A 16,698-nucleotide genomic window follows, 5' to 3' on the forward strand; every position below is an offset into this window, starting at 1 on the left:
AATTCAAATGATTTTTAACTTGAAAATGATACTTGTTCTTATTTGCAATATCAATAACTCAAGTAGGGATACTTCAACAAGTTTTGATACCCTTGAAGCTGCAAGCAAAAAAAAACACATCCGATGACATCGAGGAGACATGCCATGCGTAGTTCTCTGGGCCTTGCCCATTCCCGAAAAGCACGCACAGGCCACAGGCTCCACCCGATTGCCGGCGCGGTGCTGATCCTGGCATTGGCGGGGCTTTGCGCCCCTGCCCTGGCGACTGACTACACGGGAGCCAACGGCACCTCCGGCGCCGATGCCACAGCAGGGGCGCTCCAGGAGGCAACGGCGGCAGCGGCGGTCCAGCCCTCTTTTCCCCTGGGCCATCCATCGGCAGCGGCCACGTGCGTGGCGGCGCCGGCGGCAACGGCGGCGCGGGCGCGGGCGGCGGCACCAACACCCAGGCCGGTGCAGGCGGTGACGGCGGCAACGGCGGTCAGAGCCTCGTGTTCACGGGGGTCTCGGGTCCGTCCCTGACCAGCGAAAGCGGCGCGCTCATTCAAAGCGGTGTCGGCGGCGCGGGGGGCAGCGGCGGCGCAGGGGCCACGGGCCTCAGCGGCGCTCCAGGCAGCAACACCAACGGCAGCAGTGGCGGAAGCGGCGGCAACGGCGGCAATGGAGGCGACGGCAGCGCAGGCATCAGTGCCACGGCTGTCACCATCACCAACCGGGGCGAGATCACTGGCGGTGACGGCGGCAGCGGCGGCAGCGGCGGTGCTGGCGGCAACGGCGGCAACGGCGGCGATGCGGGCGGCGGCGGCGGCAATGGCGGCAATGGCGGCGACGGCGGATTCGGCGGATGGGGCGGCGCAGGAATCTCTGCCACCGACACCACGATCATCAACAGCGGCACCATCTCCGGCGGCGCAGGCGGCAACAGCGGCGCAGGCGGCAGTGGCGCCAACGGCGGCAACGGTTCTCCGACTGGCCTGACCGCCCCCGACGGCCCCTCTGGGATTCAGGGGCAAGGCGGCGTCGGCATCAGAGGCAATGACCTTGCCATCGTCAACAGCGGCGCCATCTCCGGCGGCCAGACCGGAGGGAGTGGCGCCCGCGCCAATGCCATCGAATTCACCGGTGGGAACAACAGCCTCGAACTGCAAGCCGGCTGGTCCATCGAAGGCAATGTCGGCGGAACCGGCACGAACACGCTGATCCTGGGCGGCCACACCACCGATGCCACGACGTCCTTTGACGCGTCCCGGATCGGCGGCTCCCAGCAATTCCGGGACTTCGCCCTCTTCCAGAAAACCGGCGCCGGCACCTGGACGCTGACGGGCAGCGGAACGCAAGACTGGACCATCGATGACGGCAGTCTGGTGGTCAATGGCACGGCCGGCAACATCATGCTCAACGGTGGCACGCTCAGCGGCATCGGCACAGTGGGCCATGTCAACGCCGCACCCGGCAGCACGATCGCCCCGGGCAACTCCATCGGCACGCTCAATGTCGCCAGTGTCACCTTCGACGCCGGTTCAATCTACCAGGTCGAAGTCAACGCAGCGGGGCAATCGGATCGGATAGAAGCCGGCGGCACGGCCACGATCCATGGCGGCACCGTGCAGGTCCTGGCCGGGTCCGGCAACTACGCGGCCCGGACCGACTACATCATCCTGAGCGCCGCCAATCCCCTGATCGGCACTTTCGACGGCGTGACCTCGAACCTGGCCTTTTTGACGCCTTCGCTCCGCTACGACACCCACCGCATCACCCTGTCGATGGCACGAAACGCTGTCCGCTTCCCGACCGTCGGCCGCACCCCCAACCAGCGCGCGACCGGCGCCGGCGTGGAAAGCCTGGGCGCGGGCAATACGGTCTACGACGCCGTGACCAGTCTGTCGGCCGATCAGGCACGCACGGCCTTCGACCAGCTTTCAGGCGAGATCCATGCCTCGGCCGGCAGCGCCCTGACCGCCGGCAGCCAGGCCATCGGCAACGCACTCGGCCAGCGGCTCCAGTCCGTCCTGGGATCGGTGGGCGCCGGACACTCGGGGAACACCACCGCCGCCGCCCCGCGCCTGCTGGCCTACGGCTACGGCGCCACGGCCGCGGACAGCGGCGGCCTGGCGACCCTGGGATCGCCGCAAGCATCGGCCGACAGCGGGCGCTTCAGCGCCTGGGGTTCGACCTTCGGCACCTGGGGCCGCACCGACAGCGACGGCAACGCCGCCGGTCTGCACCGGTCCAGCAGCGGCTTTCTGGCCGGTGTCGATGGGCTGGTCGCGCCCAAGCTGCGCCTGGGCGTCCTGGTGGGCTACAGCCACGACCGCTTCGACACCGACGGCAGCGACGCGTCCGGGTCGAGCGACAACTATCACCTGGGCCTGTACGGCGGCTCGCAGCACGGCGCGCTCAGCCTGAAGGCGGGTGCGATCTACACCTGGCACCAGGTCTCCACCCGACGCTCGGCCGCCTTCCCCGGCTATACCGACCGCCTGACGGCCGACTACGACGCCCGCACCTTCCAGGCCTTTGGCGAGGTCAGCTATCGCATCGACGCGTCGGCGGCCTCGTTCGAGCCCTTCGCCAATCTGGCGTACCTGCGACAGCACACCGACGGCTTCACCGAACAGGGCGGCGCCGCGGCGCTGCACAGCGCGTCCGGCAACAGCGACACCACCTACACGACACTGGGCCTGCGGGCCGCCATGCCCTTCGACCTGGGCCGCGCAACCGGGACGGCACGCGGCCTGATCGGCTGGCGCCATGCCGCCGGCGACACCACGCCGCGCACGACGCTGGCCTTCTCCGGCGGAGAGGCCTTCTCCGTCGCCGGCGTGCCGATCGACCGGGATGCCGCCGTCCTGGAAGCCGGCCTGGACTTCACGGTCGGAAAGCGCACCACGCTGGGCATCGCCTACACGGGGCAATTCGGCGCGCGCAGCCACGACAACGGCGCCCGGGCGCATCTGAACATCCGGTTCTGAAGCCCCCCGGGGAAGTCCCCCGCGCCTTCGGCTTGCCACCCACCCACGCGATCCGGCCATAAAAACGGCCGGGGCCGCCCTATCCAGGCAGCCCCGGCCGTTTCCTGGACCGGGCCGGAACCCGGCCTGAGCCGGGCGATGATCAGTTCTTGGACTGGTCGACCAGCTTGTTGGCGGCGATCCAGGGCATCATGGCGCGCAGCTTGGAGCCGACCTGCTCGATCTGCGATTCCGCGTTCAGGCGGCGACGCGAGGTCAGTTCCGGGGCGCCGGCGGCGTTTTCCAGGATGAAGTTCTTGGCGTAGACACCGGATTGGATGTCGGCCAGGCACTGGCGCATCGCGGCACGGGTTTCGTCGGTCACCACGCGCGGGCCGGTGACGTATTCACCGTATTCCGCGTTGTTGGAAATCGAGTAGTTCATGTTGGCGATGCCGCCCTCGTAGATCAGATCCACGATCAGCTTCAGTTCGTGCAGGCACTCGAAGTAGGCCATTTCCGGCGCGTAGCCGGCGTCGACCAGGGTTTCAAAACCGGCCTTGATCAGTTCGACGGTACCGCCGCACAGCACGGCCTGTTCGCCGAACAGGTCGGTTTCGGTTTCTTCACGGAAGTTGGTCTCGATGATGCCGGCACGGCCGCCGCCGTTGGCCATGGCGTAGGACAAGGCCAGGTCGCGGGCCTTGCCCGAGACGTCCTGGTGCACGGCCACCAGGTGGGGCACGCCGCCGCCCTGGGAGTAGGTGTTGCGCACGGTGTGGCCCGGAGCCTTGGGGGCGATCATGATGACGTCCACGTCGGCGCGCGGCACGACCTGGCCGTAGTGCACGTTGAAGCCGTGGGCGAAGGCCAGCGCGGCGCCCGCCTTCAGGTTGGCGGCGACTTCGCTGCGGTAGACCTGGGCGATGTTCTCGTCGGGCAGCAGCATCATGACCAGATCGGCGGCCTTGACGGCTTCGGCGACTTCCTTGACGGTCAGGCCGGCGTTCTCGGCCTTCTTCCAGGACGCGCCGCCCTTGCGCAGGCCGACGACGACCTTGACGCCGGAATCATTCAGGTTTTGCGCGTGCGCGTGGCCCTGGGAGCCATAACCGATGATGGCAACGGTCTTGCCCTTGATCAGGGACAGGTCACAATCTTTGTCGTAGAAAACTTTCATGTTGGATACTCCGATTTTTTAATTCTGAAAAGAGAGGTTAGGTACAACTGGGCGCCCGTACAGCAAGACGCCCGTGCGAGGTTTAGAGCGCTTTTAGAGTTTTAGAACCCGTTCGCCGCGGCCCACGCCGGAGACGCCGGTGCGGACCGTTTCCAGGATGGCGCTGCGATCCAGCGCCCCGATGAAGGCGGCGATCTTGTCCTGCACCCCGGTCAATTCGATGGTGTAGGTCTTGTCGGTGACGTCGATGATGCGCCCGCGGAAGATTTCCGCCATGCGCTTCATTTCCTCGCGCTCCTTGCCGACCGCGCGGACCTTGATCAGCATCAGTTCGCGTTCGACGTGGGGGCCTTCGGACAGATCGACGACCTTGACCACGTCCACCAGACGGTTCAGGTGCTTGGTGATCTGCTCGATGATCTCGTCGGAACCGACCGTGACGATGGTCATGCGCGACAGCGTGGCATCTTCGGTGGGCGCAACGGTCAAGGTTTCGATGTTGTAGCCGCGCGCCGAAAACAGCCCCACCACGCGCGACAGGGCGCCGGGTTCGTTTTCCAGCAGAATGGAAATCACGTGTTTCATGGTCTTATCCCCTCACAGATCCTCGGAACCCAGCAGCATCTCGGTCAGGCCGCGGCCTGCCTTCACCATGGGCCAGACGTTTTCGGTCTGATCAGTGATGAAATCCATGAACACCAGACGGTCCTTGTATTTCGTGAACGCTTCGCGCAGGGCGGGCTCGACGTCGGCCGGCTTGTCGATGCGCATGCCGACGTGGCCATAGCTCTCGACCAGCTTGACGAAATCCGGCAACGCATCGACGTAGGATTCGGAATAGCGCGAACCGTATTCGATCTGCTGCCACTGGCGCACCATGCCCAGATAGCGGTTGTTCAGGCACAGGACCTTGGGCGTCAGGTGATACTGCTTGCAGGTGGACAGTTCCTGGATGTTCATCTGGATCGAGCCCTCGCCGGTGATGACGGCGACGTCGCGGTCCGGATTGGCCATCTGCACGCCCATGGCGTAGGGCAGGCCCACGCCCATGGTGCCCAGGCCGCCGGAATTGATCCAGCGGCGCGGTTCCGGGAAGGGATAGTACTGGGCCGCCCACATCTGGTGCTGGCCCACGTCGGACGTGACGAAAGCCTGGCCGCCCGTGACTTCCCAGAGCTTCTGCACCACGAACTGCGGCTTGATGAGCGTGTCGGAGTTGTCAAAGTCCAGGCACTTGCGGCCGCGCCAGGTGTCGATCTGCTTCCACCAGGCGTCCAGGCGCTGTTCGCTCAGGCCCTGCTCGGCCATCGACTGGGCGTACAGGCCGATCAGGTCCTGCAGGACTTCTTTCACGTCGCCCACGATGGGCACGTCCACCCGCACCCGCTTGGAGATCGAGGACGGATCGACGTCCACGTGCACGATCTTGCGCGGCACCTGGGCGAAGTGTTTGGGATTGCCGATGACGCGGTCATCGAAGCGCGCGCCGATGCCGATCAGCACGTCGCAGTTCTGCATCGCCATATTGGCTTCGTAGGTGCCGTGCATGCCGGGCATGCCGACGAAACGCTCGTCCGTGCCCGGATAGGCGCCCAGGCCCATCAGGGTCGTGGTGCAAGGAGCGCCGGTCAGCCGGACCAGCTTGCGCAGTTCGTCCGCCGCGTTGGCCAGCACGACCCCGCCGCCGGCGTAGATCATCGGACGCTCGGCGGCCAGCAGCATCTGCACGGCCTTCTTGATCTGCCCCTGGTGGCCCTTGGTCACCGGTGCGTAAGAGCGCATCTGGACCGGGCCGCGCGGCGGCGTGTATTTGCACATGGCCACGGAGACGTCCTTGGGAACGTCCACCAGCACCGGGCCGGGACGGCCGGAGCGCGCGATGAAGAAGGCGCGGCGCATGGTTTCAGCCAGATCCTTGACGTCACGCACCAGGAAGTTGTGCTTGACGCAGGGCCGGGTGATGCCGACCGTGTCGCACTCCTGGAACGCGTCCTGGCCGATGGCGTGCGTGGGGACCTGACCGCTGATGATCACCATCGGGATCGAGTCCATGTAGGCCGTGGCGATGCCGGTGACGGCATTGGTCACGCCCGGGCCGCTGGTCACCAGACAGACGCCGGTCTTGTGGGAGGATCGGGAATACGCATCGGCCGCGTGGACGGCCGCCTGTTCGTGCCGCACGAGCACGTGCTGGAATTTGTCTTGCTTGTAGATCGCGTCGTAGATGTAGAGGACTGCCCCGCCGGGGTAGCCAAACACGTGGTCTACGCCTTCCTCGATCAGACAACGCACGACGATGTCGGCGCCATTGAGTTCCATGATGATTCCTTTCTTGACCTGTGTCGGACACCAAGCGGCCTGTCGGCAGCCCGGGCCAGTCCCGGCGATCCGCCACATGATCCGACGCTGGGCGATTCACGGAATCGCTTTGCCCGGACACATTGCGGGACCAGTCTGTACCCCTTGGCACCAGACACTTCGCGCCTTCAGGCGCAATGTGGTGGAAATGGACGCCCCGGACCGCGCTTGTGACACATCCTGGGACATATAAAACGGAAGACGAAAAAAACCGGGTGTGTGACCCGGGAGTGCTCGCCACGCCGGACGACCGCGATGGGGTCGACCGAAGGGCCTAATTTACCGCGTTGCAACATTGGCCGCAAGCGGACCCATCCAGCGGGCCAGATCAGCACCGCGCCCTAGCGACCCCGCCCGGCAAGCAGCCCCGGACTCGGAACTTCCTTAGATACTTAAAACAGCGGGTTCTCTATACTTCTCATTCGCTCTACTTCCCATTCGTTCACCCGCTCCCCGGATGCCGGCCGCATGATCCTGCCCACTTCGCAGTTGCAGCGCTTTTTCTACAGCCACTATTTCTTCGGCGGGCTGCGCCAGGCCACGGGCGTGCTGCTGCCGGCCCTGGTGCTGTCGGGCCTCTTCGGCTGGCACGCTGCCGGCTTCGTGGCGGCGGTCGGCGCCGCCTGCGTCGCCATCCTGGATCAGCCCGGCGGCCCCCGGCGCTACGGCATCAACGGCATGTTCGCCGCGCTGTGCCTGGGTTCGGCCACCACCGCCCTGACCGGCCTGGCGTCCAGCCACCTCCTGGCCATCTGGCTGCTCGTGCCCGCCCTGTGCTTCGGTTTCTCGATGCTGACGGTCTACGGCAAGCACGGCGGCCTGCTGGGCTTTGCCTGCCTGCTGATCATGACCCTGACCCTGCGCACGCCGCTGACGCTGGCCGACGTGCTGCAGCACACGCTGACCTCGTTTCTGGGCGGGGCCTTTTACCTGCTCTACAGCGCCGCCGCCCACCGGCTGATGTGGCACCGCGAGGAGCAGCAAGCCCTGTCCGTGGCGTTGTTCGCCACGGCCGATTACGTCGCCGCGCGGGCGCGCTTCTACGACATCCACCTGGACCTGGACGACAGCTACCGCAACCTGATCCGCCGCCAGGCCCTCATGACCGAAGCCCACCAGGCCGCCCGCGACATGGTGCTGCGCGAACAGCCGCGCGGCACGGCCTCGCACGCGGACCGCCTGCGCCAGGGGCTGCTGAACCTGTTCGTGGACATGATCAACCTGCTGGACAGCATGGTGGCGACCCACACGGACTACGCCACCCTGCGGCGCGCGCTGCCCGACAGCGACATCCTGCTGTTCGTGCGCGACGCCATGATCAAGCTCTCCGCCAACGTGGCCGAGCTGGCCCTGAACGTGGCGCGCAACCGCCGCCACCGGGTGCGCAACAGCGTCAAGGCCGAACTGCGCGCCCTGGAATTCGAGCTGCAGCAACTGCGCGAAGGCGGCATGCCGCACTCCGACCCGGAACTCTATGCCCTGCTGGTCCAGGTGCTGCGCCGGCTGCGCAATATGGCCCGCCAGGTCGACCGGATGGCGGACCATTCCGTGAACCCCTTCCCGCCGCAGGCCAACCCGCTGCGCGCGAACCAGTCCCTGAACCGCTTCCTGACGCGGCAGAAATGGCGCGCGGGCCTGCTGACGCGCAACCTGAACCGCCAGTCCGCGCACTTCCGCTACGCGCTGCGCGTGGCGGTCGCGGCGCTGCTGGCCATGCTGGTGGGCGCGATCCTGGCCCACACCCCGCTGGTCAGCACGATCGACCCGGGCATGGCGGGCCACGGCTACTGGATTGTCCTGACGGTACTGATCATCATGAAGCCCGGCTTCGCGCTGACCCGCCAGCGCAACGGCTGGCGCCTGATGGGGACGCTGATCGGCTGCGGCCTGTCGCTGCTGCTGTTCAGCCTCGTGCACAACCCCTATCTCTTTCTGCTGATCCTGGTGGCCTGCAGCGTCCTGGGCTACAGCCTGGTCCAGGTGAACTACACCCTGTCGGCGGTGTTCAACACCCTGTTCGTGCTGCTGATCTTCCATTTCCTGGCGCCGGGCTCCAACGCGGTCGTGGGCGAACGCCTGGTGGACACCGTGATCGGCAGCATCCTGGCGCTGACCTGCAGCTACATCCTGCCGTCCTGGGAACGCAACACCCTGGACGAACTGGCCCGCGCGCTGCGCGCCGCCAACGAAGCCTTTCTGCAAGCGGGTCTGGATCACGTCCACGCCGCGCGCGCAGCGCGGTCCGCAGACACGGCGGATGCGATGGACCCCGGCGAGGCCGACGTGCGCTGGCGCCTGGCCCGCAAACACGTGCACATTGCCTTCAGCAATTTCGCCGCGGCGTTCTATCGCATGATGGACGAGCCCGTCAGCCGCCAGCGCCACGTGCCCGAGCTGAACCGCCTGCTGATCCAGAACCATACGCTGGCCTCGCAGATCGCCGCCGTGATCCCGAACCTGGCCTTGATCGACGACGAGCCCGACGGCATCCGGCAAGCGCTAGCGGCCACGCAGGACGCACTGGCGGGCCGGGAGGCCTCGCCGCCCAAGGTCATCGAGACCGAGGGCGACTACGCCGCCCTCGCCTACCCCTTGCGCCAGATGATCAAGGCCGCGCAGCGCATCGAGGAAAACATGCAGGCGCTGGAAGCGCCGCCGGCCGGGACGGCGGCGCAGGCCCGGCCGGCGATGACCGCCTGACGCCGGCCCCGGCGCACGGGGCCTGCGCCGGCTGCGTCTATGTGATCGCCGCGCCCATGATCAGGTCGGGCAGCCAGGTGACGATGCCCGGGAACACGCACAGCAGCACGATGGCGACCATCATCACCAGCACATAGGGCAGCGCCCCCCGGAGGATTTCCTGGGTGGGCACGTCCGGCGCGATGGCGTTCAGGACGAACAGGTTCAGCCCCACGGGCGGCGTGATCAGGCCGATTTCCATATTGATCGTCAGCACCACGGCGAACCAGTAGGGATCGAAACCCGCCTGGGTGATGATGGGCAGCAGCAGCGGCGCGGCCATGACGATGATCGCTACCGGCGGCAGGAACATCCCCGCCACCAGCAGAAAGACGTTGATCAGCCCCATCAGCAGCCAGCGGTTGATCTCCAGCGCCGCGATCGCCGCCGCCAGCGACTGGGTGATGAACAGCGACGACAGGGCAAAGGCGAACAGTTCCGCCGAGGCCATGATCATCATGATCATGACGCTTTCGCGCATCGCCGAACTGAACACGTCGACGTAGGTCTTCATGCGGAACAGGCGGTAGATCAGGACGACCACCACCAGCGTCAGCAGCGCGCCGGCCCCGGCGGCCTCGGACGGGGTGGCCACCCCGCCGTACAGCACGAACAGCATGCCCAGGATGATCAGCAGCAGGGGGAGGACCTTGGGCAGGGAGGCGAGTTTGTCGCGCCAGGAATAGTGCTGGGTCCCGCCGCCGAAGCGAAAGCCCTTGCGGCGGGCGTCGTACAAGGCCCAGGCCATGAACATGCACGTCAGCAGGATCCCGGGCAGCACGCCGGCCAGGAACAGCCGGCCGATCGAGGTCTGGGTCGAGATGCCGTAGACGATCATGGTGACCGAGGGCGGGATCAGGATGCCCAGCGTGCCGCCCGCCGCAATCGAGCCGGTGGCCACCGAGGCCGGATAACCCCGCCCCAGCATTTCCGGGATGCCCATCTTGCCGATGGCGGCGCAGGTGGCCGGGCTGGATCCGGTCATGCCGGAAAAGATCGCGCAGGCGCCGATGTTCGACAGCACCAGGCCGCCGGGCACTTTGTGCAGCCAGCGGTCCAGGGCCTTGTACAGGTCGCCGCCGGCCGGCGTGCCGGCCACGATGGCGCCCATCAGCACGAACATGGGGATGGCGACGTAGCCCAGGTTGGCGATGCCGGCGAACATGGTTTCCGCCAGCACGTAGATCACGTCCGGCCCCATGTCCAGGAACAGGCCGACCACGGCGGCCAGCCCCAGGGCGAAGGCGATGGGCATGCCGGTCGCCAGCATCAGGCACAGGCCCAGGATGATGCAGATCCCCGCAAGGGCAGGCGTCATGACGGCTCTCCCGACAGTTTCATGAGTTCGACGACGTACTGCAGGCTCAACAGGACAAAGCCGAACACGACCGGCGCCAGCGGCATCCACAGCGGCACGGCGGCCACGCTGGGCGTCGTCCAGCCGCCTTCCAGGGCCTCGAACAGGTGCAGCCCGGTGGCTGCGGTCATCAGGAGGCAGAACGCCAGTCCCAGCCAGGCGCCCACGCGGTCCAACCAGCGGCGGGTCCGGTTACCCACCAGCATCTGGATGAAATCCACACCGACGTGCCCCTTGGTCATGAGCACATAAGGCGCACCCAGGAAAATCGCCGCCGTGGCGCTGAACACCACGGCCTCGGTCTGCCAGATCGTGGGTGCGCGGAATACGTAGCGCATCAGGATCATCTGGCAGACCACCAGCATTGCGAACACCAGCAGCAGGGCCGACAGCACGCCGCAGGCGCGCGACAGACCTTCCACCCAGCGTGTAAAGGTTCGATTCATGCAAACTCCTCGTGCGTCGCGCAAGGCGGGGGAAGCCGGCGGCTTCCCCCGGACGGACCGGACGCTACTGAACGGCCAGCGCCTTTCTCAGCAGTTCGTCGCCGCCCTTCACCTTCTCGGCGAACAGGCGGTAGGAAGAGTGCTTGGCCACCGCCATCCAGGCCTGGTAGTCCTCGGGCGACATGGTCACGATCTCCACCCCGGCCTTGGCGTAGATGTCGCGCATCTTCTGTTCGCCCTTGAGCGATTCGGCGGTGAAGTAGTCCTCGGCCTTCTTCGCCGCAGCCAGGATGGCCTCGCGCTGCTTGGGCTCCAGACCGTCGAAGACCTTCTTGGACATCAGCACCGGCTCGTACATGAACCACAGCGCGTTCTCGCCCGGCGCGGTCAGGCACTTGGCCTGCTCGTACAGGCGGTAGGACACGAAGCTGTCGTTGGACGTATTGGCCGCGTCCAGCACGCCCGTCTGCATGGCCGAATAGACCTCGGACGAAGGCATGGACGAGATCGATGCGCCCGCCGCCGCCAGCATCTGTTCGAAGGCCGGACCGGCGGCGCGGATGACCTGGCCCTTGATGGTGTCAGGCCCGGTGATGCAGTTTTTCTTGGAGGCGAAACCGCCCGCCAGCCAGGCGTCTGCGATCACCACGGCGCCCTGCTTCTCCACCAGCGCCTTGATGTCCTTCATGAAGTTGGACTGGTTCAGGCGCTGGGCATGCTCGTAGTTGCGCACCAGGCCCGGCATCAGGGTGGCGGAAAACTGCGGCACGCGGCCCGAGGCGTAATCCAGAGGAAAAGCCGCCATGTCCAGTTGTCCGCGCGTGAGCGCGCCCCACTGTTCCGTGGCCTTGTACAGTGAAGAACCCGGGAAGACCTGGATCTTCAGTCCCACATTGGCTGCCTCGACCTCGCGGGCGATGAGCTGCACCATTTCATCGCGCGGATCGCCCTGCCCGCCCGGGAACTGGTGCGAGGCCCGCAAAGTGGTCTCCGCCAGAGAAGTGCCCGAGCCGGCCGCCAGGGCCAGCCCCAGCATGGCGCATAGCATGTGTCGCTTCATGGTTGTCTCCTGATGATTTTTATAAAGGTCGCCGGCCCGGGTCCGGGCGCGGCCATGGCCCCGGCGGGGCCTATCGAACGCCCCTTTTCATTTCAGGTCCGCGTACTGCTGCCGCAGCACGTTCTTCTGGACCTTGCCCATGGCATTGCGCGGCAGCGCATCGATCACGTGAATTTTTTTCGGCACTTTGAAGTTGGCCAGCCCCGACTTCAGCCCCGCCTGGATGGCGGCCGGGTCCACCGACGCCCCGGCGCGCGGCACCACCACGGCCACCACCGCCTCGCCGAAGTCCGCATGCGGCACGCCGATGACGGCGGATTCCTGGACGCCGGGCATGACGTCGATGACCATCTCGATTTCCTTGGGATAGACGTTGTAGCCCCCGGAAATGATCAGGTCCTTGCTGCGGCCGACGATGCTCAGATAGTCGTCGGGGATGCCCGAGCCGCCCAGCATGCCGATGTCGCCGGTGCGAAACCAGCCGTCGGCGGTGAATTCCTCGCGGGTCTTTTCCGGCATGCGCCAGTAGCCGGCGAACACATTGGGACCGCGCACCTGGACGTGGCCCGGCTCGCCCGCCGCGACGGGCCGGTCGGCATCGTCCACCACCCGCACCGTCTCGCCCGGCAGCGCCGGCCCCACGGTGCCGGGGATGCGCTCGCCGCGCGCCGGGTCCCAGGGGTTGGATGTGATCATGCCGGTCTCGCTCATGCCGTAGCGTTCCAGGATGGTCATGCCGGCACGGTCCTGGAATTCGCGGAAAGTATCCACCAGCAAGGGCGCCGAGCCGGAGATGAACAGCCGCATATTCGTGCAGGTCCCGCGCGTGAAGCGGGGATCGGCCAGCAGGCGGACGTAGTAAGTGGGCACCCCCATCATCAGGGTGCAGCGCGGCAGGTAATGCAGCGCCTGATCCACGTCCAGTTTCGGCAGCCAGATCATGCGCGCACCCGCCAGCAGCGCCCCATGCGACGCCACGAACAGGCCGTGGACGTGGAAGATCGGCAGCATGTGCAGCAGCACGTCATCGGCGCGCCAGCCCCAGAAGTCCCGCAGCGTCAGCGCATTGGCTGCCAGATTGGCGTGCGTCAGCATGGCGCCCTTGCTGCGTCCCGTGGTGCCGGAGGTGTACAGGATGGCGGCCAGGTCCCCGGGCGCGCTGTGCGCGGTCTCGAACACCGGGTCCATCGTCGCGGCCGCCTCGACCAGCGACCCGCCGCCGTCAGCGTTCAACGTCAGCACCTGCAGGGCGCCCCGGGACCGCGCCAGGGGCTCGCACCAGTTCTTGGCGCCGTCCCCGCAGACCACCACGGCAGGCTCGGCATCGCCCAGGAAATAAGCGACTTCGGCCTCGCGATACGCCGTGTTCAACGGCAGGTAGACCAGACCGGCGCGCAAAGTCGCCAGATACAGCATCAGCGCCTCGGGGGATTTCTCGACCTGGACGGCGACGCGCGCGCCCGCCGGGGCGCCGAACGAGCGCAGCAGCGCCGCCATGCGGCCGCTGATCTCATCGATGTCCGCCCAGCGATAAGTGCGCTCGGGGGTTTCGATCGCCACCGCGTCCAGATCGGACGGGAAGCCGCCCCGCAGCACGGTGTAGAGATTCGCGTTGTCCAAGTCATTCTCCTGTGAAAACGGGGTCGCTGCCCTGCAGAAAAGCCTGCACACCCTGCCGATGGTCGGGACCGTCGGCGTAGGCAAAGCAGGCTTGCCATTCGGCGTCGCTCAGAGGCGCCGGGTCGCCGGCCAGACGCGCGGCAGTCCATTTGTTCAGGCGCGCGGCGCGCGGCGCGCCCGCGCACAGGCGCGCCACCGTGGCCGCCAGCTCGGAGTCCAGGGCATCGGCCGCCACGACCCGCGTCAACAGGCCCTTGACCAGGGCTTCGTCGGCGTCGAACACCCGCCCTTCGAGCAGGATTTCCAGCGTCACGGCGCGGCCCGCCAGTTCCAGCAGCCCGCGCATCTCGTCGGGCGCCATGGGAAAGCCCAGGCGATTGATGGGCGCGCCGAAACGCGCGCCCCTCGCGGCCAGGCGCAGGTCGCAGCGGCTGGCGATCTCCAGCCCGCCGCCCACGCAGACGCCCTCGATCGCCGCGACCACCGGATGGACGCAGTCCGACACCGCACGCAAGGCCGGAGCCAGGGTCTGCCGGTGATAGGCCATGACACGCGCCTGATCGGCGCGTACCCGGGGGAATTCACGGATGTCCGCCCCGGCGGCAAAATGCCCGCCCGCACCGCGCACGACCACGCAGCGCAGGCTATCGTCGGCCGACAGGCGCGCAAAGGTCTGCGTCAGTTCGCCCCACATGGCGACCGTGATCGCATTCAGCCGCCCGGGATGATCGAGCGTGACGGTGGCCACCGCGCCCTCGACGCGCAGGCGCACGCGTCCCGCGCCGGGATCCGGATGCATCGAGTCGGGACTCGGGGTATCAGGGCTTGCGGGTTCAAGACTCATAGCCACTGCACGCCTCGGGACATGCGGGGCTTGCCCTCGGCCAGGCGCGCCCGGTTCTCGTCGAGCTGTTCGGGTTCGTACACGTAGTTCACCATCATGCCGCAGGACTGCTCCAGCCCCCGGGCCGAGGCGTCCGCCGCCCAGTTCACGCGTTCGATGCGGGCGCCGTTGCCCAGGTGGAAACGCGCCACCGCATCCAGCGGATCGCCGTCACGCAACTGAATCAGATAGTGAGCCGCCAGCCGCAGTCCGCTGCGGCGCACGGCGTCCGGCGCCTCGCCCTGCGCGGCGGCGCGCAGGCGTTCCAGCCAGCGGACGCCGGCTTGCGCATCGTCGGCGGCGGCCTGGCGCTCGGCCTTGTCCTTCAGCAGCGCCTGGAGATCCCCGCCGGACTGGCGGCTCAGCCAGTCGGCAAAGCCGGGAATCGGCGACAGGGTGGCAAAGGACTTGAGCTGCGGCAGTTCGCCCAGCAGTTCCTCGATCACCCGCTTCAGCAGGAAATTACCGAAGCTGATGCCGCGCAGGCCTTTCTGAGTATTGGAAATCGAATAGAAGATCGCCCAGCGCGCCTTGCCCAACCCGTCGACCGGCCGCGCCGGGTCGATCAGGGCCTGCACGTCCGCCGCCATCTGTCCGTCGAAGGCGACCTCGACGAAGATCAGCGGCACGTCGCTCATGCGCGGATGGAAAAAGGCATAGCAGCGCCGGTCGGCGGCCACCCGGCGGCGCATGTCGTCCCACGAGCGGATTTCATGAACGGCTTCGTAGCGGATCAATTTTTCCAGCAACGAGGCGGGCGAATCCCAGTTGATGTGGCGCAGTTCCAGCATGCCGACGTCGAACCAGTTCGACAGCAGGGCCGCCAGTTCCTGTTCCAGCACCGACAGCCCAGCGACCTGGTTGCGCCAGCGCAGCATGTCGGCGCGCAGTTCCACCATCAGTTCCAGCCGGTCGCTTTGCGCATACAGGCGGCGGAACAGCCGCGCGCCCCGGTCGCCGCGCGGCTCGATGTCCACCCCGGCGCGCACCAGGCAGGCCAGCAGGGAACGGCGCTCGTCGGCATCGGCGGCGCGGTAGCGTTCCGCCCATTGACGCGCCAGTTGGTTGGCGCCGCCGTCGGTCAGCGAGGCCTCGTAGAGCGCGCGCAGCGCGTCCGGATCGGGCAGATGGTCACGCTCCAGCCAGCGGCCCAGGCGCGCCAGCAGGCCGCCGGCCCGGGGAGCCTGCGGCGCGTCGTCGGGGACGATGGCCCGGCCGCCCGAGGACTCGGCGGATTTTTCGGTGTGCGCAGCCCGTGCGGCCGGCTTCAGATCAACGGTGTTCATGAGGAGTCTCCACGGCCTGAACGGCACGCAGCCCCGACGTCATGGCGGCCGGCTCGTCCCGGTGCGCCAAGGCACGCAAGGCGTCGAGCTGGCGCATCAGGTGCTTGCGCGTCACGGCTTCGGCGCCTTCCGGGTCGCGCGCCTTCAGGGCGGCGAAGATCGCCAGATGCTCGGCGCAGGATTCATCGATCCGTCCCGGATAGGTCAGGCTGCGGTGGCGCGACAGGCTGAGCACCTGGCGCAGTTTGTCGATCAGGCCGGACAGCCAGGGGTTGTCGGCCAGATCCTGGATGGCGACGTGAATCCGGGCGTTGGCCGCGTAGTATTCATCGATCGAACCCCGCTCCGCGTAGCGGCGCAGATCGTCATGCAGGGGTTCGAGCCGCCGCAGGTCGGCGTCCGTGATTTTCCGGGCGGCTTCGAAGGCGCACCGGCCCTCGAGCATCGCCATCAGGGGGAAGATGTTTTCCAGGTCGCGGCCGGACAGTTCGTTGACGAAACAGCCCCGGCGCGGCTCGATGCGCAACAGGCCCTCGGCCACCAGCACTTTCAGCGCCTCGCGCAGCGGCGTTCGGGAAATACCCAGCGACTCGGTCAGGCGGACCTCGTCGATCCATTCCCCCGCCCGCAACTCCTCGGCCTGGATCATGCCGCGCAGGCGATCGGCGACTTCCTGGTAGAGAATCTTCTGGACGATCCTGGCTGCCATCGAGGCCTCCTGCGCAGAGCCCGGAAATTAATAATTCATAATTACAGGGATAGCGTGCCATGGCCTTGGACGGCCCGGCAACCCGCGTTATCCCTACGTGATGCCCAGG

The 16,698-nt window shown here is 67.0% G+C and carries 12 protein-coding genes; 2 read left to right on the plus strand and 10 right to left on the minus strand.

What is annotated here, in order from left to right; translation table 11 throughout:
* The first annotated feature begins 389 nt into the window (after nt 1–389).
* A complete protein-coding gene (locus tag ACFO0J_RS02595) occupies nt 390–2,972 on the plus strand; it encodes an autotransporter family protein (RefSeq protein WP_376811498.1) in 2,583 nt (860 codons plus the stop codon).
* A gap of 142 nt (nt 2,973–3,114) precedes the next feature.
* Here the strand turns inward: ACFO0J_RS02595 and ilvC are convergent, their stop codons facing one another.
* The 3 genes from ilvC to ACFO0J_RS02610 all read right to left on the minus strand — a co-directional run bounded on the left by ilvC (nt 3,115) and on the right by ACFO0J_RS02610 (nt 6,450).
* Complete coding sequence (ilvC, locus tag ACFO0J_RS02600) at nt 3,115–4,131, minus strand: ketol-acid reductoisomerase (RefSeq protein WP_376811499.1); 1,017 nt, start codon at nt 4,129–4,131, stop codon at nt 3,115–3,117.
* Between the two features lie 93 nt (nt 4,132–4,224).
* Nucleotides 4,225–4,716: an acetolactate synthase small subunit gene (gene ilvN, locus ACFO0J_RS02605; RefSeq protein ID WP_043683853.1), complete on the minus strand. Its 492-nt coding sequence runs from the start codon at nt 4,714–4,716 to the stop codon at nt 4,225–4,227.
* Nucleotides 4,717–4,728: 12 nt separating this feature from the next.
* Nucleotides 4,729–6,450: an acetolactate synthase 3 catalytic subunit gene (locus tag ACFO0J_RS02610; RefSeq protein ID WP_376811500.1), complete on the minus strand. Its 1,722-nt coding sequence runs from the start codon at nt 6,448–6,450 to the stop codon at nt 4,729–4,731.
* A 507-nt stretch (nt 6,451–6,957) separates the two neighbouring features.
* Here ACFO0J_RS02610 and ACFO0J_RS02615 point away from each other — a divergent pair.
* Nucleotides 6,958–9,189, plus strand: coding sequence for an FUSC family protein (locus tag ACFO0J_RS02615; protein ID WP_376811501.1), 2,232 nt, complete (start codon nt 6,958–6,960; stop codon nt 9,187–9,189).
* A 37-nt stretch (nt 9,190–9,226) separates the two neighbouring features.
* On the opposite strand, the gene ACFO0J_RS02620 is transcribed toward ACFO0J_RS02615, so the two are convergent.
* From ACFO0J_RS02620 to ACFO0J_RS02650, 7 genes are all read right to left on the minus strand, one after another.
* Entirely contained in the window at nt 9,227–10,546 is a 1,320-nt protein-coding gene (locus tag ACFO0J_RS02620; protein WP_376811502.1) for a TRAP transporter large permease, read from the minus strand.
* Nucleotides 10,543–11,031 carry a TRAP transporter small permease subunit gene (locus tag ACFO0J_RS02625; protein WP_376811503.1) on the minus strand — a complete coding sequence of 163 codons (489 nt, stop codon included), beginning with the start codon at nt 11,029–11,031 and terminating at the stop codon, nt 10,543–10,545. The genes ACFO0J_RS02620 and ACFO0J_RS02625 overlap by 4 nt, the downstream gene beginning before the upstream one ends.
* 64 nt (nt 11,032–11,095) lie before the next feature.
* Nucleotides 11,096–12,091, minus strand: coding sequence for a TRAP transporter substrate-binding protein (locus ACFO0J_RS02630; protein ID WP_376811504.1), 996 nt, complete (start codon nt 12,089–12,091; stop codon nt 11,096–11,098).
* A gap of 87 nt (nt 12,092–12,178) precedes the next feature.
* The gene (locus ACFO0J_RS02635) at nt 12,179–13,711 is read right to left on the minus strand and encodes a malonate--CoA ligase (RefSeq protein ID WP_376811505.1); all 1,533 of its coding nucleotides are present in this window, start codon (nt 13,709–13,711) and stop codon (nt 12,179–12,181) included.
* Nucleotide 13,712: 1 nt separating this feature from the next.
* A complete protein-coding gene (locus tag ACFO0J_RS02640) occupies nt 13,713–14,510 on the minus strand; it encodes an enoyl-CoA hydratase/isomerase family protein (protein WP_376811506.1) in 798 nt (265 codons plus the stop codon).
* 41 nt (nt 14,511–14,551) lie between these two features.
* The gene (locus ACFO0J_RS02645; RefSeq protein ID WP_376811507.1) at nt 14,552–15,880 is read right to left on the minus strand and encodes a malonyl-CoA decarboxylase domain-containing protein; all 1,329 of its coding nucleotides are present in this window, start codon (nt 15,878–15,880) and stop codon (nt 14,552–14,554) included.
* Nucleotides 15,867–16,589: a GntR family transcriptional regulator gene (locus tag ACFO0J_RS02650; protein WP_376811508.1), complete on the minus strand. Its 723-nt coding sequence runs from the start codon at nt 16,587–16,589 to the stop codon at nt 15,867–15,869. Before ACFO0J_RS02650 ends, ACFO0J_RS02645 begins: the two co-directional genes overlap by 14 nt.
* Nucleotides 16,590–16,698 lie beyond the last annotated feature (109 nt).

It is taken from the genome of Castellaniella hirudinis (assembly GCF_042651965.1).
Lineage (GTDB): Bacteria > Pseudomonadota > Gammaproteobacteria > Burkholderiales > Burkholderiaceae_B > Castellaniella > Castellaniella hirudinis.